Below are 20,863 nucleotides of genomic sequence, written 5' to 3' on the forward strand. Positions count from 1 at the left end.
GGACAAGCCACGCGCGTTAGCCGTGAGAGAGAAGTACGTCCCCGGCACTCCAATTCGATTTACGGCTCCCGACGACAAGCGACCCCGGCAACACAGCCGTCATCGACGTGCGAGCAGTTCGTTTCGCGAAGACATGCTGGACACAAGCATCGCCAGAAACCTCCGGTTGGGCCACAGCTCTTGCTTCGTGTCGCGCAAGACATAGCTTCTAATTCGACCGTACTCCTGTCAGCTGATGTAGCCAGTGTGATTGTCACGCAATGATGTTTTGCATTGCGGTTTTGCGACCCCTAATCGCTTGGACCGAATCTTCGCCGCTAAGTCCCGCGCCTCCGGCGAGCCGCTGCGCGGCTTCGAAGCTTGACCACTCGGCAAAGGCCTCGATTTAATGTCTCAGTGTCTCTTTGATCGACTCTTTGCATCAGATCGCTCTGCCGGCCGAACCGCGCAAACGCTGACGCGGCGCTCGTCGCAAGTTAAGTTTCCTCCAGAATTGGTAGGTGGCTGCCTTTCCTTTCGCTTGTATTCTGCCCCGCCGTTCGCACTAAAGCGCCGCGCCATGCGCCAGATACTGTAATGTGGTGAGTCTGTTTTCCAGTCCGATAGCTTTGAGGAGTCTGCAGTATGGATGTTGGCAGGCGTTTTCCGAATGGCATACCTTTCGAAACTCATGGAAGAAATGACTATGAAGCTCGTCAAGCCTGCTTCGTGCAGCAACATAGCGTCGACCATTCTTCTCGGGAGGAATCGGCGCGGGAACTGGGTTGCACGCGAACAGAACGGGCTGTTTGGCGGCCTGTTCGTGAATCGCGCTCAAGCACTCAGATACGGCCTGTTCGAGAATGGTCGGCATCCAGAAACCATCATAGAGGTATCTCACAATATCGAACTCGATATTTCCGACAATCCCACAGATCGCCAGCAGGACGCGCGTAGCCTGATGCGTCGGCCCAATTGAACAGGGTCGAGGGCTGCGCTGTGCTGTGCGCGGCTACGAGGAGCAACCGTCCAGGAGATGATTTAGCCTGGTCGGGAAGAAGCTGGGTGGCTACGCTATAATAACGGAGTGCCTTGACAACCCATTGGTCGCGCTCGGCGAAACCAAGCATTGGCTCCAACATAAAATAGAAGAAGCAACAAAAGCTGGCGGCATAAGTGTCCGGCGTCGTGATTTCTTAGGACAAATGATAAAGCGTCCGAAAATCGACAACGATTGTCACACCTCCTTCCGGAATTTGTAAGGGCTCCCCTTTCTCTCTTTCGATATGTTGACAACACTCACATCGGCTAGCGACTGAAGTGCTACATTTGTAAGCGGCCACAACCTGGGGAAACGATGTCGAGAGACTAAAGGTCGCGGCTACTCCGCAGAGACTTCCAATCACGACTAAGGAGATCGGAATTTACTCATGGGACGACCGAAAAACAATTTACGCCCGCCGAATGCATTGGCAGAATGCAGCCTATTGGCGGTCGGGCCAACCTACTTCGAGCTCCCTTTACCGACGGAACGTCACGCCCCAGTGGCGCTAGTAGTAGCTGCAATACATCACTTGAGCGAGTTGCAGGGAATTGATCGATCCAAGGTTCATGTGGTTAAGACGGAATTCGAGCGAATCGTATCGTTGGCCGTCAAACATCAGCCGGATCTCATCCTGGTTGCGTGCCCGCCGGTCGGAGAAGCATTGAAAGCTTGTCAGTGCCTTCTCAAGAATCCCTCTATGAGAAATATTCCAATCTTCCTCATCTCAATGGGCTACGACACGTTTCCGCATGGACAACTCCTGAGCCCCGTTAAGGAAGAGTTTGTCACGGCCGACGATCGGTATGTTACCAAGGGCAAGCGGCAGAAGCGACTTACAAGCATTCTTAACTTGCTTCGCTATGCGGAGGCCGAGATAGCAGAGCTGGATCTTGAAATATCGGCCGCGCTTTTAGGAGCGGCGATTGCCGACATCGCTCGGCAATTAGACTAGTTTCTGTCGCGAAAGACATTTCGCCCTTAAAAAATAGGGGTTATTTCGCGATTTTCGAGCACGGTTTTTCTTGCGACGTATATGTGCATGGTATCACATGCTTCATATGAAGCATGTTGATTCGGAATCGCCTTCGGATGTCGCGCGCTGGCTGCAAAGCGAAACGACGAATCTTTGGCCTGCGCTTCTGGGTTCGCTGAGCCTGCGCCGGAGTCGGTGCATCCGCAAGAATTGCCCGGCGTGCCAGTCTGGCGAACAGCATCAAAGTTATGTGCTGTACGGTCGGGCGAACGGGCGCCGTGTTGCCGTTTATGTGCCGGAAGAGCTTGTGCCGGAGGTTCAGCGCAGTCTGGACAACGGACGCGCCCTGCAGGAGCTGCTGCAGCAGACTGCGCCGCGCTACGTGAAGGCCTTGAAGCGAGAACGGACCAAGGCAGCCAAAAGCAAGAAGAGCCGAGCGGAGTGAGAGCGACGGCGCGACAGATCAGCTTTGCCGATTGGGAGCTGATGCGGCAACGTGATCAGGGCATTCGCCTGGAGCCGCTACTGGAGGCGATATCCGGCTTTCTCGACGACCAGCGGGACGTCATCGAGCGCGTCCGGCGGGATCTGGTGCGTGGCCTGAAGCAGCCCGATAGCGGTCGTCACGGATTGACGGCGACACAGGTTCTGCGCTCGCTGGTTCTGATGCGGCTCAAGAACTGGGACTATCGCGAGTTGCGTGAACGCATCGCAGATGGATTGACGCTTCGTCAGTTCACCGACTTCTACTGCGCGCCAGTGCCGAAGCATGACGCCTTTCAGCGTGGCTTCATCCGTCTGACCCCACAAACGCTGAGAGCGGTCAACGATTTGGTGGTTCGGGCAGCGATCGAGCTCGGATTGGAGGACGGCGCGAAGCTGCGGGTCGACACTACGGTGGTGCAGACCGACATTCATCATCCGACCGACAACACGTTGCTATGGGATGTGGTCCGTGTCGTCACACGCTTGGTCCGCCGTCTGGCCAAAGCGCTGGAATTGCAAAGAATCAAGGGCTTTTGCGACCGCACGCGCGCGGCGCGGCGCCGGATGTACGAGATCCAGCGCATGACGACGAGGCAGCGTCACGAGCAGCAGACCCGAACGTACCGGGTGCTCATCGACATCGCCGAGGAGGTCGTAGGAAACGCGCGCGCGGGGCTCGAGAGGACCCACACGATGCGCGGCTCGATCAGGCACGTCGTCGTGTGCGCTTTGGTGAGCAGGTGGCTACCGACGAGAAGATTTATTCCATCTTCGAGCCCCATACCGACCTGATCAAGCGTGGCAAGGTGCGCACGCCGGTCGAGTTCGGCCATAAAGTCTTCCTCGCCGAAAGCGCGGAGGGCCTGATCACGCAATACGAGGTGCTGAAAGGCAATGTAGAAGTTTCGACTTAATCTGACGGCAAGGTTTGAACTGGCAGGGAATGGAGCTGCGGGCGAGCAGGAGCGCTCACCCAAAGGGCGCTCCCGCGCAGCCCGCAGCGTCTCACAGGAGACGTTACCATGACCCAGGAACAGAAGGTCATTCGCGCGAAAGTCGGAATGCTGGAATTGGCCAAGCAGCTCGGCAATGTCAGCCAGGCTTGCCGGATGATGGGCTATAGCCGCGACAGCTTCTACCGGTATGATCGCAAGACGCCGATCACGGCGGCCGAACTGTTGAATGATCGCGTGGTGCCGTTCTTCGATGCGCGGGGCATCCCGCTGAACCGGATCCTGACCGACCGCGGCACCGAGTATTGCGGCAATCCGGAGCATCACGAATACGAGCTCTACCTCGCCGTCGAGGACATCGATCACACCCGCACCAAGACGAAGAGCCCACAGACCAACGGCATTGTCGAGCGCTTCCACCGCACCGTGCTCGAAGAGTTCTATCGCGTCGCGTTCCGCAAGAAGATCTATCCGAGCATCCCTGCGTTGCAGAGCGATCTCGATGAGTGGATCGCTGCCTACAATGAGGTGCGCCCGCATCAGGGGCGCTGGTGCTACGGCAAGACGCCGATGCAAACCTTGCTTGACGCAAGTGCTCTGTCGAGAGAGAAATTGTTGCCGGCTGCGTGAGGTCGGACACGAAATCTTTGTCGGACACCTGCCGCGACAAAGCACCCACTGTCAGCTCAAGTCCCTTCTTTTACAGGCAATCCGCCCGACGAAGTTCACGTGGCATCTTCCCTCCAGCGCCACAGGCAAGCCTTTGGCCGTGCCCCGCAACTGTACGGCTCGGATCGTGGCTTCTTCAGCGAGCAGAACCTTGCCTCGTGCAAGCACGCCGGCGTCAAGGTGGTCTGCATTCCGCAGCGCGGCGGCAAAAGGACGAGACGGCGTGAAGCGTACGAGAAGAGCGCAGTCTTCAAGAATGGTCAGCGCTTTCGCGCCGGCATCGAGGGACGCATCTCGGTGCTGTTCCGAGGCCGCGGCATGAAGCGCTGTCTTGCCGAAGGACGTGACCGCTTCGAATTGTGGGTCGGCGCCGCTGTGCTCGCCAACAATCTCATGAGGATCGCGGCAATGCTGGGGGCACGATCGCCGCGCAGGCAAAAAGCGGCTTGACCTTCATGGTGCCTCCTTCTCCGAAGCCGCAGGCACCCCCACGGCTCAACGTATCTTGAGCTGACACTTCGTTGCCCAACAGCGAAACCAAGCCCGAAAATCGGCCCTCCGGAGCTTGCCGATCCCCGCAGCTACTGGCATTTTGTGCCCAATCCATCGGCATAAATTAGATTGCACCACTCAACCCGGGCGTTTCGCGACAGAAACTAGACTAGAGCCTGACGGGCCGGTGGGATTCAGCCACGAAGAAACTGTTGCCTTCACCGCGGCTTCCTCCTGGATCGACAAGTCTGTACGATGTCTCGTTTTAGCTCTCGGAATAAGCGGGGCCACCAGCTTCTCTGCGATTGAACTGAGGCATAAGAACTTCCTCTAGTCCCAGATTTAGCTCCGCCATGCACATCTCCCCTCAGTTGTGAGGGACAGCGTCTCCGCTGCGAAACAACTCTAGTCAACCGAGATCAGCTCTATGGGCCGCATCCAATCATCTGTACCGCCATACTCGCTCCGTCCGAGCGCTTCAAGCGATCTCAATTTTCTAAAGCGGGATGGGGTTAGGTTGAATCGAAGGGGATTCCCATATGTGGAACGACCCCGCGGTCAAGGGTCGCCGTCGCCTGAATGACCTTTGGGGTTCGGTGCGCCCATATGTCCGGCCTCTAATTGTGCGGACAAAAGCCGCCGGCCTTGATGACGTTCGCGATAGTACGGGCCAGTCAAATCAACGCGCTTGATGCGCTTGGGAATCCGCGGCCTTACGCCCTATCGAGATGTCGTCCCGTTGGTCATCACAGTTAACTGCGCCTTGCCCATGACCAACCGCCGAAGCCGGCTGGCCAATTCGTCAGGTGGGTCGTGAGCTCATGCCGTGACCGCCATGGCAGGCAGGCCGCGATTGTAGACGCCGCCCTTTGCGAGAAGGGCCCATGCGATCCGCGCCATCTTGCTGGCCAGGGCGATGGCCACAACCTTCGGCGGCCTCCGCTCGAGCAGCCGCCTCAGCCACGTCGACATGGGGCGTCCCCGTCGCGCATGCATGATCACCGCGGTCGCGCCAGCGACCAGGAGCGAGCGCAACGCGGGGTTGCCCATCTTGGAAATCCTGCCGATCCGCTCCTTGCCGCCGCTCGAGTTGCTGCGAGGCGTCAGGCCGATCCAGGCCCCGAAATGCCTTCCCGAAGCGAAGGCGGCTGGATCGGGCGCGAGCGCCTCGAGCGTGGCGGCGGTAATCGGCCCGACGCCCGGGATTGTCGTCAGCCGACGCCCTGTCTGGCTGGCGCGAACGTCCGCAACGATGTCGCGCTCGAGCTACTGTATCTGGTCGGTCAAGGACCGGAGCTGATCCACGAGCACTGAAAGCGCTTTCCGTGCTGAGATCGGCAGCCGTTCATCGGTGTCGTCGAGGACAATGGCGGCCAGCGTATCAGCCTTCGCCAACCCCTTTGCTGCGACGATTCCCAGTTCAGCAAGATGTCCGCGCAAGGCGTTGACGGTCTGAGTCCGCTGCCGGACGAGAAGGTCGCGACGCCTGAGCGCCATCTGACTAGCCTGGCACGCGATCGTCTTAACGGGCACGAACCGCATGGTCGGACGAGATACCGCCTCACAAATCGCTTCGGCGTCGATCGCGTCGGTCTTGCCACGCTTCACATAGGGCTTGACGTAGCTTGGCGAGATCAGCCGAACGTCATGCCCGAACACTCCAATCTCGCGCGCCCAGTGATGGGCGCCGCCGCTCGCGCTTCGAGGCCGACGACGCAGCGCGACAGCTTGGAGAAAAAGCGAAGCACCTCGGAGCGCCGCAGCGATCGCCTGACGACCACTCGGCCGTCGCTGGCGATGCCGTGCACCTGAAAGACCTGCTTGGCTATGTCTAGTCTCACTGTCGTCATCTCTTCCATCGCGCTGCTCCCTCGAAAGCTAACCGGTCCTCGAACGACCGGTCTCGCCAACTGTACTGGAGGAGCGGGGTCGTTCCACACCATCAAATCAGTCCGTTTCTGATTCACCATGCTGGCTGGACGTAGGCCAGCATGGATGGGCAAGCCTTATTCTCCGGATCTTCGCAAGCGTGTCGTGGCCGCGATCGATGGCGGGATGTCCCGCAATCAAACAGCCAAGCAGTTTGGGTCGCGATCAGCACGGCAATCGGCTGGATGCAGCGGGTCGAGGAGACTGGCAGCGTTACTCCGGGCCATATGGGCGGTCACAAGCGGAAGGCGATTTCGGGCGAGCATGCGGAGTGGCTGTCACAGCGGATCAGGAACGACGATTTCACGCTGCGTGGTTTTGTGGCCGAACTTGCCAGCCGTGGGCTGAAGGTTGACTACCATTCGGTGTGGGATTTCGTTCATGCCGAGAAGCTCAGCTTCAAGAAAGGCGTGGCGGCTGGGGAACGCGATCGTCCCGAGGTCGCGCGGCGGCGAGCCCAATGGACAAAGTATCAAGGTCCGTCGAAGCTGAGCACTTGGCCTTCATCGACGAGATCTGGACCAGGACCGACATAGCTCCCCTGCCGGGATGAGCGCCGCGCGGACGCCGATTGCCCGCCAAAGTTCCCCACAGCCGCTGAAAGACCATGACCTTCCTGGCTACCCTGCGCCATGACCGGATCGATGCGCCATGGTTCATCGAGGGACCGATCGATGGCGTTAGCCTTCGGACCTATATCGAGAAGGTTCTCCTGCCCATCCTTCGGCCCCTCGATATCGTCGTCTTGGACAATCTCGGCCGCCACAAGAGCAACGCAGTTCGTCAGCTCATCCGTTCGTTCGACGCCAAGCTCTTCTTCCTGCCAAAATACTCGCCCAACCTGAACCCGATCGAACAGGTCTTTGCCAAGCTTAAACGACGGTTATTCCTTCGGAAATGGCTATTCGCATAAGCAGCCCCTATTACAGCAACCGCACCGCTCATCTGTCTCAAATCGTGTCCCCCTCTCGCAATCCCGGGAAAGCTAACGTCGGCTGCAAATTAGTCAGGTTCTCGTCGCCGATGTGATGTCGTCGAAAGTCCGGCAGCCGATACGTAATGCATTGATCAGCACGGCTGTATTTCCAGGCTTGTGCTGGCTCTTCCACATCTTCGTGTGCGCTCGGGCGATTTCGTCCCACGAAAAGACCTCGCTCATGCAGGGAGAGATGCGACGATCGAGCACGAGCTGGTTCGCCGCGCTGGCCTGCTTGAGATTCGCAAAGTGCGAGCCCTGGATTCGCTTTTGGCGCATCCAGACGTAGCGGGCGTCGAAGCTAATGTTGAACCCTGTGGTGCCGCCGCAGAACACCACCATGCCGCCGCGCTTAACGATCAGGGTCGAGACAGGGAACGTCTGCTCACCTGGATGCTCGAACACGATGTCCACGTCGCGATTTCCGGTGACCGCCCAGATCGCCTTACCGAACCGCCGAGCCTCTTTGATCCAGGTGTTATACTGAAGCGAATTTACCGTGGGCATCGGGCCCCAACAGTTGAAGTCGTTGCGACTAATGACACCTTTGGCGCCAAGCGCCTTCACGTACTCCGCTTTACTGGCTTCCGAGACAATGGCAATCGCGTTGGCGCCGGAGGCCGCGGTAAGCTGAACCCCGAAGACTCCGAGTCCGCCCGAGCCCCCCCACACCAGGACGTTATCGCCTGGTTTAATGATGTGCGGAGCGTGCCCGAACAGCATGCGATAGGCTGTGGCCAAGGTTAACGTGTAGCAGCCCGCCTCCTCCCACGTCAGGTGCTCCGGTTTTTTCATTAGCTGTCGCGACTGAACACGACTGAACTGGGCGAACGAGCCGTCAGGGGTCTCGTATCCCCAAATCCGCTGGGACTGAGAGAGCAACGGCTCGCCGCCATTACACTCGTCATCATCGCCGTCGTCCTGGTTGCAGTGGACGATAACCTCGTCGCCGACCTTCCAACGCCGCACCTTAGCGCCCACCGCCCATACCACGCCAGCCGCATCTGAGCCGGGAACGTGGTAAGGGACATTGTGCACGTCGAAGGGTGAAATCGGGTTACCGAGCGCGGCCCAGATTCCGTTGTAGTTGATACCAGCCGCCAACACGAACACGAGTACTTCGTCCTCTTCAATCGGCCAAGTCGGCACCACTTCGACCAGCATCGAGGTCTCCGGCGGCCCGTGGCGCTCTCGGCGTATGGTCCATGCGTACATCTGCTTCGGAACGTATCCGAGCGGTGGAATCTCTCCAACGTTGTAGAGGTTTTTCCGACCGCATGCGGGCCGCGACAGTTCATGATCAACAAGCGACACTGCAACCTCGTGGTAATTTACGACTGCACAATCCCGACCGGTCCTCTCCATACATCATACATCACACGGTGAACTGGCCTCCCGATGTGGTGAAGACCGGCAATGAGTGAGCTCCTGCAGTCTGAACAGGGCAGCGGCCGTCGTAGCGCAAGCAATGCCCACTGCTCAAGCGAAGTAAACCATTGGCTATATCGGTTGGGCAGCTACCAAATCAGACAGGGTTAGAGTGCGAACGTAAGCTTATAAGCAATGGCCCTAAGGATTGATGGGTGCCAAGGCCGGCTGCGCACGGAGATCGACTACAAGGTGAAGGTGCTCCTTGCCCATTCGATCGAGGGCGTTTGGCCGTAAATTGACATGTCACTTTCGTGAAGGTGCGCCAGAATGGCCGCATCGTCTGGTTCGCGGCGATTGCCGCGAGCGAGGTTAACAGCGCTGGCCGGCGTGAGTGCCGCATGGACATCGGCCCGTTTGAGGCCGAGATGTTCTGGACCGCGTTCCTGCGCAACCTCGCGCGGGCCGCCGGTTGATCTCGGATGCTCACGAAGCCATCAAGGAGGGACACCTGGTACAATCCTTCGCCTTCGAATAAGAGAAACGACTGCATGGGTCGCAGGACGCGTCCTCGGGGGCACTTCAAGATGTCGCGCTTGGCGCTGTACCGGAAATGTCTGAGGGTACGTGACCTTTGATTAGTTCGGATCGGGGCATCGATGCCGCGCCGTTCGAGAGCGCGCAGCATACGCAAAGCCGGCAGCGGAGGTGGCCGTGTCGATCTCGCGGACTCTCATCGGTTCAATCTCATCGAGTTGCAGCTCGATCGCCTCGCCTTTCTTCGTTTATCCAGTTGTGACCGCACGATCGAGATCGTCGACTTATCATCGATGCCCTGTGCTCCTTGTATGAGAGCTCCAGACGGTGTTTTCGGGCATTCGTGGCCATCGCTACTTCGGGATCTGTCGGGCGGACCTTCTTGTACTTGCTGCTCTGCCGGCCTCGACCTGCCTTTCATCCTAGCTTTGTTTTTCATGCTGCTCCGGGAGCCCGCCCCAGCTCACGTTATCGCGCATTAGCGACGCATCGATCTGGGCTATCTCCGCTGTGGCGATCTCGGCCCATGAGCTTCCCAGCCCAGCATCGGACCAAGCCATCCTCAAAAAACCAGATCCAGCGCCTTAGCGAGGAGATCAAGCGGCGCACCGAGTTGATCGGCATCTTCCTGATGGAAGGCGCCATTCTCCACCTCGTTGCCGCGATCCTGCTCGAACAGAACGATGAGCCGCAATTAGAAATGGTGGGCGGCCTCCGAGCCTACCAATGCGATGGGTCTCAGGCGGACATTGACGCAGCAGTGCGGAATGTTGGTCCTGCCAGACAGACCTCCATGCGCAAACCCGTTTCAATGGTTTTGATTTGCGTTACGCAGCACCGACACGATCGGCTCCACGCTTGTCCGTGCTTCGACATTCATCACGAATTCGATTACCTCCGTAGCTCGCGCAGTCGATAGCCCGCTCACACGGCGAAACTTTTCGATTACGTCTTCGTCACCATAAGCAGTGTCGCTCGTCCACGGATCGCCCAGAGCGAACTCCGTCTCAGCTTCGAGCCGCGCGCCATCGCGCATCAGAACTGTTGCGCGTGCGGGCATATTGCGCACCTGCCCGCGCACAATATGGCATGCGAACGTATTCGCGCGATCCCACTGCTCGACCGTTACTTTTTCCCGCAACGCCGTAACCATTGGGTCGTGGTCCTGTGCCTCGTCTAACCAAAGCGCACCGGCGGGAATGCCGAGCAACGCCATGGCCACAGCGTGTGGAATGCTAAATTGCCGCGAGGAAAAAGTGCGTGGTTTTGGATTGCAAAAACGCGGAGTACACAGCAACAAGTTCGTACCGATGAAGACGCGTTCAATCTGCTGAGGGTCCACGTTGGCTCCGGCGGTCGCCTTGACGAGGGCAGTGAGCGGCTGATGCGTCCACCGGCAGGTCGGCCATGGCTTGTAAGTAATATCGGCGAGCATCCAGCGCGAGCCAAAGCCGCCGACTAGCGTATCTGGTTCGAAAGCATCTATGCCGCACATTCTGATCAGGCCGTAGTCGCCGTCCAAGATGGTAGAAAAGCCTGTCGCGCCTATCGCGGCTGACCGTGCCGCGAATACGCCCGCAAGGGCAGACCAACCCGCATCCGCGTATTTGCAGTCCGGCAGATGTGTTGACTCGGCCCACTTACTCGCCACCGGTACCGGAGTATTCGAACCAGCAATACCCAGCGTCTGCCGAGCTAGCCTTTCGTCCTGAGACTCCAGTTGGATTGCCGAGCCTGCTGCCGCGAATACCGCGGACGCGGAGCAACTATAAAGAACTGGGAAGCCAGTTAGGTAACCATCCTTCAAAATCATGGGCGGCCCACTTGCACTCGCCACGCGCCCGCCCAATTCATATCCCGCGATCACGGCCTGTAAAAGCTGGGAGCCGGTCGCCTTGTGTGCCTCCGCTAGCGCAAGTGCGGCAACGACGGCGGGCACCCCGAAATGGTGCCCGACGGGGAACGTCTCGTCGAGGTCCATACAGTTTCCCAGGCGACCATTTGCATACACTGCCGCCGCTATGCTCGCGCGCTCTTTGCGTCCGGCAACAGATGCGACTTTGCTCTCACCCATGAACTCAGCCAGGCCGTAGGCGATCGGTGCCATTCGGGTCTGAGTTGCCGCGATTATACAGCCGATTGCGTCGAGCAGAAGACGGCGAGCGTCGGCTTTCACAACGGCCGGCACGTCAGCCAGATTGAGAGTTGAGGCAAATCGAGCAAGAGCGCCAGTTAGATCGGTAGAGGTGTGTGTCATCAGACAGTCCCCGATGAAGTTGCCGAAACAGAGGCTGAAAATTAGGCCTCACTTTGAGCTGCATGATCCGGGGCTTCGTGACATCCGGAGTGCTTCCGCCGTCGCTGTGACGGAAGCGACCACATCTGGGAAGTCGCCTCGAAAGAAAATCTCGGGATCATTCGCGATCATCGACTTTGTTCTGCGACATTTCGCGATCTAGCCACGGCGTCACTCAGTGTTGCTGCCGCGTAGAGCAACAGGCGTGCCAGCGTTGTCCTCGATCCATACGTACCAACTACGCTTAAAAAAGTGGACCAGTTGCGGCAGCAGGTGTCTTGAACAAGATTGTGAGAGTGAAACCGGGCAAGGACTGAATTAGCATCTGGCAGTCGCGCAAACCTCACTAAGGTGAATGAGCCCGCGATCGAGCTGCGCCGGTCACCCTGTGCAGCAAATGTGCCCCAATGCGCCGGCCGATGCAAAAGCGGAATTTTGTAATGACGCGACGAATGGCGTTTATCCATGTCGCGGGCCTCCGACCGGCCAAGCCAATGAGACCGATCCTAGGCCAATTGTCGAACGGGAGTAGGCACCGCCGTGAATCTTCTAGAGTTCGTCCAGTTGAATTGCTCCAAATGCTTCATCGGATGACAGAGTGGCTGTTGAGCGGATTGTTGGAAGTGGTATGATAGCTGACAAATTGTAAGCTAAATGCCATATTTATCCCCGTGACACACAACAATCTTGACGCAAGAATTGGTCAACGCATTCGCAACCAGCGAAAGCGATTCGGGCTAAGTCAGAAGGAACTCGCGAGTCGTCTGGATATAGTTTTTCAACAGCTGCAGAAGCACGAGAATGGCACAAGTAGAGTGCCAGCCAGCCGACTTTACGAAATAGCCAGAGTACTGAATACACCTATTTCATACTTTTATGAAGTCGTGGAAGGCGAATTGCCGCGAGGTTCCTCGCCCCTGTCCGACGTTTCTGCGATAGTCGGCACGCACAAGGGTAAGCTGGCAAACCAGGTCCTCGATCTCGTCACGGCCTTCATGAAGATTAGGGATGAGCGTGCTCGATCGGATATCGTTTCGTTGGTTTCAAGACTATCCAAGTCGAAGGTCACGCGCTGAAGCCGCGGCGAGCGTCGGTACCCAGGATCATACCGCCCGCCTTGGCTATCTCCCCAGTACGCGATTGAAGTGTTCTTCGGCGGCCCCGCTCGCAAAAGCCGCAACATGAGCTTCCTTTGCGTCCAACGCGATATTCCGCAGGCCTGTGATGAGTCGCTGATTTAACGAGGCCTTCGTTCGCCGAAATGTGGTTTCCGGAAATTCACTGAGAATCTGTGCTCGCGCGACAGCCCTCTCCACAAGGCCCTCTGAATCAACCACCTCGTGAAGCAATTTGTGGTCCGCCGCCCAGGCAACCGGAATGGCCTCGCATCGGTAAATGATGTCAGACATCGCTGCTCGACCCAAGAAACTCTCGAGCATATAGCCACCAATCGTGCAGGCTAAACCGTGTTTCAATTCCCACATGAGGAGCTTGGTTTCTGACGATCCGACACGCCAATCACACGATAGAGCGACTTGAAAGCCGAGCCCCACTGCGTACCCGCCGATCGCAGCAACAGTCGGCTTCGTCACGTGGAGTATGGTACAATAAAAATCAACTACCCTGTCGATAAACGACTCCACCGCCGCGCGTCCGGAAATTTGAGCCACCTCCTTAAAATCGCCACCGGCGCAAAATGATCGGTTGTTCCCTCCCGTCAATACTAAAGCCCTTATCGCTGAATTTTCTTCTGTCTCTTTGCAAGTCGCGCGAATGGCATTCTCAAGTTCCACACTCATCGGGTTGTTTATGTTGGAGTGATTGAACCGCGCGACCAGAACCGCACCATAAGCTTCCGTTTCCAAAATGGGCATGCTGTCTCCAATCTAGCATCTGGAAGGCCGCGTCTCCGCCTCGACATACTTGGTACACCTATTTAGAGAATCAATCAACTCAAAAACACCTATATTGAGATTTCTTCTTGCGGACCCAGCTATGCTGCGCCTAGTATTAAGGTGCATTGCAAATGAGAGGAGCAACCATGCCGCTTCCCGTTCCTGTCGAACGCGAGGTTCTGCATCGCAGGGCTATAGAACTGGTGGGTTACCGTCGTCACGATCAACTCTGGGACATCGACGCTCACTTGGGCCATCGACTCAAAGGCCAATGAGTACGTGAGCCCTTGGGGTGGAGAGGTGCCCGCGGGCGAACCGGTGCACGATATGTGGCTACGGCTAACCGTGGATAACAGTTTTAAAATCCGCGCGCTTGAACTTGCGAGCGATAAGAATCCATATCCAGCGTGCTCGGAGGTAGCGAACGCGTTCGCGCGACTCGTGGGTCTCACGATAGGGCCCGGTTGGCAAAGGAAGATCAAAGAGCACGTCGGCGGAGCTGCAGGTTGCATTCACTTCGCCGAACTCCTTGGTCCTATCGGTTCGGTGATGTTCCAAACCATCTTGCCGTTCCTGTATTACAAAGAAGGAACATTCGACAAACAACCGCGACCCGGCTTGATCGATAGTTGTCACGCATACCGGCAGGGAGGCGAGGTAGTAAGGAGATTTTGGCCAAACCTCTCGACCGAGTAAGACCACACCTCAGGTTGCGCTAGGGCTAGCGGCCTCTTGAGGAAAGCGTTGTGCCAACTGAGGGTCCGGCGCGGCGGCACGGCGCTGTGGGAGCAGCAAGGCGGGTTGCCGCGCCGCCAATTGGATAGCTATCGATCCCGCCGGAGAAGCTGCTGCCTCGACGTTGCTGAAGGCGTTTATGGGAAGCGGCATTGATAAAGTACCATCGACGCGCCTGCCAGACGTTCAAAGTCGCCTGGCCTTCCAGCACATAGTTGAAACGCCGGACAGTGGACGGATTCATCGATGCTCCTATCGCTCGCGAACGGCAGGGATACGGTGACCAACATTGTCCTGGAAATGCATCGCAGGCCTCTCGGCGCCGGCCATCGCCATCGACTGGAGCTCGACCGTGGTAACTGCGCGAGATATCGTCGCTGACTAGCGGCCCCAGCTTAAGCCCCGCGCCGTCACGCGCGATTCTTTCGCCCCGTATATATTCATAAGGCGCAGCCCTGAGTTCCGGCAAGAGCACGACGAGAATGACCCTGTAGTCGCCAATCTATCTTGATCGGGCACACTGATCAGCTACTTAGTGCCGAGTGTAGTTTGGTTCGTTTTCGTGAGAATGTGGCCTTCTTGCTTGGGGACGCCCAGCCTATGTTTCCTCAGCTCGCATCCTAACTGGGACACCTCAAATCCGGCGCTTTCTGCAGATGAGCCTCGTTGCTTCAAGATGTCGGCGAGCGCTTCGCGTGTCTATTCACAGTCCGAGGATGGGCGCAGAAAAGAACTCTTCCTGGCACCTGGGTGTCGCTCTCTGCTCGAGCAGGTGATGGCGGAGCACAGCGTGTCCGGGAGCACTCACGCCAGCTGTTGCGACCGCCTGGTATGATTGCCACTCTTCCCAGTGTGAACACACCGCATTGATCAGGTGATATCGAATTCTCTCAGCGTAACAGAGGCTCGGTGATCATCTCGAATGAGAACGACGCGCGGCGCAACGCGCAATCAGTGCCGGAGCTCTGGCTCTTCCGCCTGCTTACTCACGCCATATCCGAAGATCGTGTTGAGCTCGTCAAGGAACTTGGCAATCTCCATTTCGGTTTTCGCTTCGTTCCAGTTCAGCATCGCTGCCACTACGCTTGCAATCTGGCGAACCTTGGCGGGCTCAATCCGCTCAAACCACGCCACGCCCAATCGCCTGAAGAAAAGGTCGGAAAGCGTGCGAACCTGTTCGTTTGATAGGACTCGCTGCAACTGCTCATTCGCTCTCGGCTCGTTCGCGCATAGTTTCTGCAACAGATCTCGGTCTATGGCGGCGTGCTCCCACCGGATTTTCTCGCGCTTGTCACCTATTTTGCCGGTCAACCGATCAAGCGCTTGTCGGACCTCCCTGCCGGCCGATCTGTGGGAGGTCAACGGTCCACCGGTCAACGCAAGCATCCCAGCCAAGTCATCCCGCGAAAGGTCGTGCAGCAACCGGTTGCGCTTTCCCATCGGCAGGTCACTATCAAACGTCAATGGCCTCACCCCCGCCCACGTTTGCACAATGTGCGAGGCGTTCAGCGCCTGGGAAGGAAACAGGCGGTTAGCCTCGCTCAGCAGGAACTCCATCTCCGTCGTATTGACGAATACACGTTCCTTGTCACCTTCGTACAATGTTTCTGTCGGCCCGAAGTAATGATAATCCCCCCACGGTAAGCAATAGAAGGGCTCACCTTTCGAATTAAGGCTCGCGATGCCTAGCGATCTGCACTCTTCCGGCATACGCACGAGAATGTGAGCGCCCTTTGTTCCCACAACACGCCTGGGGGCCCGAAGATTGGCGGTATGCACAATGTCGTCGATCCAGATTCCAGCCATGTTCAAAACAACGGGCGTTCGGATCTCGACATTTCCCTCAAGGTGAATGCGCCAGTCGCCTTGTGGTGTTTTGGCACAAGATTGCACGCGCGTGTAGTTCAGCATAGCGGCCCCAGCGGCTTCGGCATCGAGTACCGCATCAACGCAGATGCGCTCAGGCCAAATAAGCGAGTACTCACGGTAGGAGACGACGGCCTTTAGCTGATCCCGTGAGCGCAGCATGCGCAGCATTGGAGCTCGGACCGCCTCATCGTGCGACAGCATGGAATAATCCAATGGAATGCCATGCGCGTTCATCGCGCCCAGCAGGCCGAAAGCAGCACGAACTTGCCAAGTGGCATACGGTCCGCCCTCGTATATCGGGAAGTGAACTTTAATTGCGCTCACTCGGTGCGGCTCAGCATGCACAAATTCATTGCGAGCCGTAACCGCTTGACGGGCCATCCTCAATGCAGTGGCAAACTGCTGGGGCCGCCAAACGAATTCCCACAGCGATCGACCAGGCGCCAAGTACCGAAGCCCGCAATGCAGCAAGCGGCTCGACCGCGCGGACGCTCCTGACCCGAAATCGTGCATATCAACGCCCAGCACCGAATAGCCAGCGCACGCGAGTTCTCGCAGCGCGGCAGCTCCGTTGATGCCCAATCCGATTACAACAGCGTCATACCGTCTGCCTTGCAATTCACAAAGCTTTATGGCCAACTTATAACTCCTATTCCTCCGATATCCCCTCTGATACTCAGTACGTTCAATCGCGGCGTCTGCGTGTACGCGGAGAAGGACATCATCCCGCTCACCCCTGTCGCCATTGCTATCACTGACAAGCTGCCCAGCCAAAAGGGATCAAAATTTAGCGGAATGCCGCAAAGGAAACTATCGATCACTTGCGGAGCACTATCACTACTTTCATTCCGCAGCGACTTCCCTATGATCGGCTTGCAAATATTAGAGACCGAAACACACGGGAACGTCCGTGACTATGATGGATGTCTTTCTGGGTAGAGATTCTCGAGCCGCGCTCACGTAGGTGTCGAGGGCGCGGTACTCGATCGAGGTGTTTATGGTCAGAGATCCCGATGAGGAGGCGGCCCGAACTCGGACCGCATTGCGGCGTAGGCGCGCCCCAGCCGCTCGATACCATCGGCGATCTGCCCGGGCGTGCTGAAACTGTAAGCTAGACGCAGGAACGAATCTGACGGCTCTTCGGCGAAGCACAGCCGGCCCGACAGAGTGGAAACGCCCTCCTTCGCGGCGCGGCGCACCAGCTCGTCTGCATCGATCTGAGGCGGCAGCCGCACCCACAGGAAGTAGCCGCCGTTCGGCGTACGAATCGACGTGCCTGGCAGGTGCTCGCGGATAGCATCGATCATTGTGTCGCGATGAAGACGCAGCAGAGTCGAGAGCGTCGCGATGTGTTGGTCCACCTTACCGTTGCGGAAGAGCTGGACAAGCGTTCGCTGCAGAAATGGACAGGTGCCCCCGTCGGATTTTTGCGAAGCCATGCGACGAAGAATGGGCGGGGCTGCGTTCACCCAGCCGATTCGGAGCCCTGGAGCTAGAATCTTGGAGACGGTACCCAGGCCGATGACCCGGCCGGTATTGTCGAAGGCTTTAATCGGCGGCACGGGCTCGCCCTCAAAGCGGATGCGGCGATAGGGGTCGTCTTCAATGATGAAGAAGTCATAATACATGGCGAGCTCGACGAGCCTTTGCCGACGAGCAGCAGACATCGCGATACCCGTTGGGTTGTGGAAGTCCGGCATGTCGAACAGCAGCTTTGGCATAGGCTCGCCGGCATCATGCCGTGCCTGCAGCCGCTGCCGCAGTATCTCCGTATCAATACCTGCATCATCCTGCGGTATGGAAACAAAGTGCGCCTCGGCGTTTTTCAGGATTTGGACGGCATTCAGGTAAGTGGGAGCGGCCACGATCACGGCATCGCCAGGCTCCACGAAGACCCGACAGGCCAGGTCAAGTCCGTGCTTGGCGCCATTAACGACCAGGATGTTCTCCCGAGCGGTGGTGATTCCATCATCGCGGAGATAGTCGACGATAGCATCGCGTAGCTCATCCAAGCCATAGAGTGGGCCATATTGCAATGTCTCGTGCTTCGACTGGGCGGCCGCCATCGCTTCCGACACGATGTCCGGCAGCGTGTCAGGAAAATCGTAGCCGCCACCGAGCTCGACTGGCTTGCCATGCGCGGTCGCGATCACCGCTGAAACGACCGTATCATGCGCTCGCTTGGCCCAACGATAGCTCGGCGTCATCTGATCGTTAATCCGACTCATATCTTTCCCTTCCTTACAGGTGTGCTTGTCCGACTCACTTTTCCAACTGTTTGCCGAGCAAAACCAGACCCATCACCGCTCCGGAATCGCTGACACGCCACACATATCTTGCGATCGCATCAGCACGAAACGCCGATACCGATTAAGAGCGCCGGCGGTCTGCAAAAGACGTGCTGCTATTGCAGCGCTGGTCCAATGGTCCTCTGGGTCAGTGCCGTCATCTACAATGTCGTTCGCATCACAAAGATCGTGTCGGCACCCGGACGAGACTGGCCAGAGCGGTAAAAATGAACCAAAAGGGCGCTCGCAAGGGCGCCCACTGTAGGTATCCTGACGTCTTGAGCCGCTTGTTGTTCTCATGAACACCACGCCGATCGCTGTCGCAGCCAATCTGCCCGGCAGCATGCGGGCAAGCAGTTGTGCTTTGGCTTTGTCGCCGCCTGATCTCACCACGACGCAATAAACCCACTCATAGCCATCGATCGCGCCCCTCATCGGCAATTCGTGGAACGAACCGCATCAATTGCAGCGACTCTCTTCCTCATTAAAGCAATTGGCGTGCCGCTCGCGCACTCTGACGCGCACTTTGCTTCGCGAGAGAAACACGCGCTCGTAGCAATGCCCGTGTGGAAGGACCGCCCGTTTTGTCCGAGCTCCGACGTCGGCGTCTTCATTCAGACATAGACGGCACAAGAAGTGGACTGATCTGGGATCACAAGTCGATTCAACTTGAGATTATTCGGCTTGAGAGCGCCCCTCCAGTGTGCTGGACCATTTCAGTCAGGGCTCGTTTCGACTCTGATTCTTGGGTTAAAGAAACCGTGCGCTCACTCTGGCAAGCCAACCCCCCGGGAGTTGGACAGGTAACCGACAGACCTGCAATTCGAAATGGGGCCTGGCCAAATTCGGGCGCAATTCCAATCGGCAGCAGTCATTCAGATCGATCGAAAGCAACATGAGTCTGCTCGGTTGCATCAGGCCCCCATCAAGCGCTCCAAGAATGTTCAAAAAACGAACGCGCTTGAGGACATGTGCTCGAATATCCAGGCAATGTTTTCACCGAGGGGAGACGATGCCAGGCCGACGAGACTGATCGCGATCACAAAGACCACATTAGTCGCCATAGCGGGCCGTTTGGCCCGCAAACATTGCAGGCGGCGGAGGCGGAACATGCGCTACGCGCTCCTCGCGGTCGGGAGCTTGGGGGCAGTGATGCGCGTTACACTATGCCGGCCGTCAACACTGAGAGGCACTTCACCTTCGACGGTCACGCGACGAACGACGCGATGCTGGCCCCCGTAATCATTGACTGCATAATGCTGCGTGGCTCGGTTGTCCCAGATTGCAACATCGCCCTCCTTCCAGTTCCAGCGGACGGTGTTCTCGGGTGCAACGATATAAGACTGAAACAGATCGTACAGCTTCTGTACCGTCACACTTTGAGATACCGACAAAACGCTGCACTTAAACCGCCAAGCACAAGTGCGCGCTCGGCGGTCTCGGGGTGGACGCGTACGACGGGATGCTCAGTCTCATAGATCACTCTGGTCTCGAGCTCGTCATAGTGCTTCTTGTCGACTTCGCGGGCGCGAGATCTCACGGCCTGGTAGTCGTAGACGTTGCTGTGAACGGCCCAGAGCTCGTCGGCCAACCGTTGCAGCGGCGGCGGCAGGTCGAGATAAGCAGCCGCGGTGTTTGACCAGACGGTATCGCCGCCGAATGGTGGAATCACAACTCCTCGCAGCACCGAAATCTTGGGATAGGCATTGACGAAGGACACATCGACGTGCCAGATGTCCGCCCGACCACCGCCCCGGGTGGAATCAAGCTCGAGGATCGGAGGCGCTCCCTCATGGAGATCGCGTAGCGGGTGCGGTGCAAGCTTTCCTAAGCGAAGAGCAAAGCGCTCCTGCTCCGCGTCGTCGAGATGAGTCTGGTCGCGAAAGAAGATGACCTTGTGGTCGAGCAGCACGCGGTTGATGGCGTCAATTGTGTGATCCAACAACGCGCCTGATAATTTGATATTCGTGATTTCAGCACCGATGCGCGATGCGCGTTTGACGACGTCGGCAGGCGGAATGACATTGTCGATCTTTTCGCTCATAGTGATTTGCTCCAAGTTGCTGTTTTCGGAGGATAAAACTATTCAGCTGCCATGCGAACGGTAGAACGCCTATTGCGGAGTGCAAGGGTCGAACAAGTCCGCGACGATCGGTTAAGATACGTTCTTTAATGCACGCGAGATGGGCGGGCACTCATCCGTACCAATGTCGATGCGAACACTCGCTTGAAGTTCGCCGGTGCCCTTACGTTTCTGCCGGATATTGAAGGGCGATGATCCACCAGGAGTCGACTTGATCGTTCCGATCAGAAAAGCTCGCTTCGATAATTTCTTAAGGTGTCTACTCTCGAACCCGGTCACGACGGGGTGTC

Annotated in this window: 14 protein-coding genes and 5 pseudogenes; 12 read left to right on the forward strand and 7 right to left on the reverse strand. The window is 57.5% G+C overall.

The window, feature by feature from the left end; all coding sequences use genetic code 11:
• The first annotated feature begins 685 nt into the window (after window positions 1–685).
• The 7 genes from ACNJX9_RS34410 (at window position 686) to ACNJX9_RS34440 (ending at window position 4,555) form a co-directional block, all read left to right on the forward strand.
• On the forward strand, window positions 686–958 hold the full coding sequence (locus ACNJX9_RS34410) for a hypothetical protein (protein WP_439406489.1): 273 nt from the start codon (window positions 686–688) through the stop codon (window positions 956–958).
• A 451-nt stretch (window positions 959–1,409) separates the two neighbouring features.
• Window positions 1,410–1,976, forward strand: a complete 567-nt coding sequence (locus ACNJX9_RS34415) for a hypothetical protein (protein ID WP_439406491.1) — start codon at window positions 1,410–1,412, stop codon at window positions 1,974–1,976.
• 97 nt (window positions 1,977–2,073) lie between these two features.
• Entirely contained in the window at window positions 2,074–2,442 is a 369-nt protein-coding gene (locus ACNJX9_RS34420) for a DUF6788 family protein (RefSeq protein ID WP_439406492.1), read from the forward strand.
• Window positions 2,439–3,275, forward strand: coding sequence for a hypothetical protein (locus tag ACNJX9_RS34425; RefSeq protein ID WP_439406493.1), 837 nt, complete (start codon window positions 2,439–2,441; stop codon window positions 3,273–3,275). Before ACNJX9_RS34420 ends, ACNJX9_RS34425 begins: the two co-directional genes overlap by 4 nt.
• Window positions 3,224–3,397, forward strand: coding sequence for a hypothetical protein (locus ACNJX9_RS34430; protein ID WP_439406495.1), 174 nt, complete (start codon window positions 3,224–3,226; stop codon window positions 3,395–3,397). The genes ACNJX9_RS34425 and ACNJX9_RS34430 overlap by 52 nt, the downstream gene beginning before the upstream one ends.
• 108 nt (window positions 3,398–3,505) lie before the next feature.
• The gene (locus tag ACNJX9_RS34435; protein WP_439406496.1) at window positions 3,506–4,066 is read left to right on the forward strand and encodes an integrase core domain-containing protein; all 561 of its coding nucleotides are present in this window, start codon (window positions 3,506–3,508) and stop codon (window positions 4,064–4,066) included.
• 99 nt (window positions 4,067–4,165) lie between these two features.
• Complete coding sequence (locus ACNJX9_RS34440) at window positions 4,166–4,555, forward strand: hypothetical protein (RefSeq protein ID WP_439406497.1); 390 nt, start codon at window positions 4,166–4,168, stop codon at window positions 4,553–4,555.
• Between the two features lie 861 nt (window positions 4,556–5,416).
• Here the strand turns inward: ACNJX9_RS34440 and ACNJX9_RS34445 are convergent.
• Window positions 5,417–6,456 (reverse strand): annotated as a pseudogene (locus ACNJX9_RS34445) (IS110 family transposase).
• A 136-nt stretch (window positions 6,457–6,592) separates the two neighbouring features.
• On the opposite strand from ACNJX9_RS34445, the pseudogene ACNJX9_RS34450 reads away from it, so the two are divergent.
• Window positions 6,593–7,412, forward strand: a pseudogene (locus tag ACNJX9_RS34450) (IS630 family transposase); the annotation flags it as partial.
• Between the two features lie 120 nt (window positions 7,413–7,532).
• Here the strand turns inward: ACNJX9_RS34450 and ccrA are convergent.
• Window positions 7,533–8,816, reverse strand: coding sequence for a crotonyl-CoA carboxylase/reductase (gene ccrA, locus ACNJX9_RS34455; RefSeq protein ID WP_439406498.1), 1,284 nt, complete (start codon window positions 8,814–8,816; stop codon window positions 7,533–7,535).
• A gap of 279 nt (window positions 8,817–9,095) precedes the next feature.
• Between ccrA and ACNJX9_RS34460 the strand changes: the two are divergent.
• A pseudogene (locus tag ACNJX9_RS34460) lies at window positions 9,096–9,372 on the forward strand (transposase); the annotation flags it as partial.
• A gap of 561 nt (window positions 9,373–9,933) precedes the next feature.
• Window positions 9,934–10,095 (forward strand): annotated as a pseudogene (locus ACNJX9_RS34465) (transposase); the annotation flags it as partial.
• Between the two features lie 120 nt (window positions 10,096–10,215).
• On the opposite strand, the gene ACNJX9_RS34470 reads toward ACNJX9_RS34465, so the two are convergent.
• Window positions 10,216–11,664, reverse strand: a complete 1,449-nt coding sequence (locus tag ACNJX9_RS34470) for an MmgE/PrpD family protein (protein WP_439406499.1) — start codon at window positions 11,662–11,664, stop codon at window positions 10,216–10,218.
• A 710-nt stretch (window positions 11,665–12,374) separates the two neighbouring features.
• On the opposite strand from ACNJX9_RS34470, the gene ACNJX9_RS34475 reads away from it, so the two are divergent.
• Window positions 12,375–12,779, forward strand: coding sequence for a helix-turn-helix domain-containing protein (locus ACNJX9_RS34475; RefSeq protein WP_439406500.1), 405 nt, complete (start codon window positions 12,375–12,377; stop codon window positions 12,777–12,779).
• A 45-nt stretch (window positions 12,780–12,824) separates the two neighbouring features.
• Here the strand turns inward: ACNJX9_RS34475 and ACNJX9_RS34480 are convergent, their stop codons facing one another.
• Window positions 12,825–13,577 carry an enoyl-CoA hydratase/isomerase family protein gene (locus ACNJX9_RS34480; RefSeq protein WP_439406502.1) on the reverse strand — a complete coding sequence of 251 codons (753 nt, stop codon included), beginning with the start codon at window positions 13,575–13,577 and terminating at the stop codon, window positions 12,825–12,827.
• Between the two features lie 276 nt (window positions 13,578–13,853).
• Between ACNJX9_RS34480 and ACNJX9_RS34485 the strand changes: the two genes are divergently transcribed.
• The gene (locus ACNJX9_RS34485) at window positions 13,854–14,294 is read left to right on the forward strand and encodes a DUF2889 domain-containing protein (RefSeq protein ID WP_439410178.1); all 441 of its coding nucleotides are present in this window, start codon (window positions 13,854–13,856) and stop codon (window positions 14,292–14,294) included.
• Between the two features lie 990 nt (window positions 14,295–15,284).
• On the opposite strand, the gene ACNJX9_RS34490 is transcribed toward ACNJX9_RS34485, so the two are convergent.
• From ACNJX9_RS34490 to ACNJX9_RS34500, 3 genes and pseudogenes are all read right to left on the reverse strand, one after another.
• On the reverse strand, window positions 15,285–16,841 hold the full coding sequence (locus ACNJX9_RS34490; RefSeq protein ID WP_439406503.1) for an FAD-dependent oxidoreductase: 1,557 nt from the start codon (window positions 16,839–16,841) through the stop codon (window positions 15,285–15,287).
• A gap of 362 nt (window positions 16,842–17,203) precedes the next feature.
• Window positions 17,204–18,430, reverse strand: coding sequence for a PLP-dependent aminotransferase family protein (locus ACNJX9_RS34495; protein WP_439406505.1), 1,227 nt, complete (start codon window positions 18,428–18,430; stop codon window positions 17,204–17,206).
• A gap of 1,175 nt (window positions 18,431–19,605) precedes the next feature.
• A pseudogene (locus ACNJX9_RS34500) lies at window positions 19,606–20,435 on the reverse strand (TauD/TfdA dioxygenase family protein).
• Between the last annotated feature and the right edge of the window lie 428 nt (window positions 20,436–20,863).

The organism is Bradyrhizobium sp. BLXBL-03 (genome assembly GCF_051853015.1).
GTDB lineage: Bacteria > Pseudomonadota > Alphaproteobacteria > Rhizobiales > Xanthobacteraceae > Bradyrhizobium > Bradyrhizobium manausense.

Coding starts and splice junctions, on each gene's coding strand:
- ACNJX9_RS34435 (WP_439406496.1), top strand. CDS start 3,506: ATGACCCAGGAACAGAAGGTCATTCGCGCGAAAGTCGGAATGCTGGAA.
- ACNJX9_RS34480 (WP_439406502.1), bottom strand. CDS start 13,577: ATGCCCATTTTGGAAACGGAAGCTTATGGTGCGGTTCTGGTCGCGCGG.
- ACNJX9_RS34495 (WP_439406505.1), bottom strand. CDS start 18,430: ATGAGTCGGATTAACGATCAGATGACGCCGAGCTATCGTTGGGCCAAG.
- ACNJX9_RS34470 (WP_439406499.1), bottom strand. CDS start 11,664: ATGACACACACCTCTACCGATCTAACTGGCGCTCTTGCTCGATTTGCC.
- ACNJX9_RS34410 (WP_439406489.1), top strand. CDS start 686: ATGAAGCTCGTCAAGCCTGCTTCGTGCAGCAACATAGCGTCGACCATT.
- ACNJX9_RS34420 (WP_439406492.1), top strand. CDS start 2,074: ATGCTTCATATGAAGCATGTTGATTCGGAATCGCCTTCGGATGTCGCG.
- ACNJX9_RS34415 (WP_439406491.1), top strand. CDS start 1,410: ATGGGACGACCGAAAAACAATTTACGCCCGCCGAATGCATTGGCAGAA.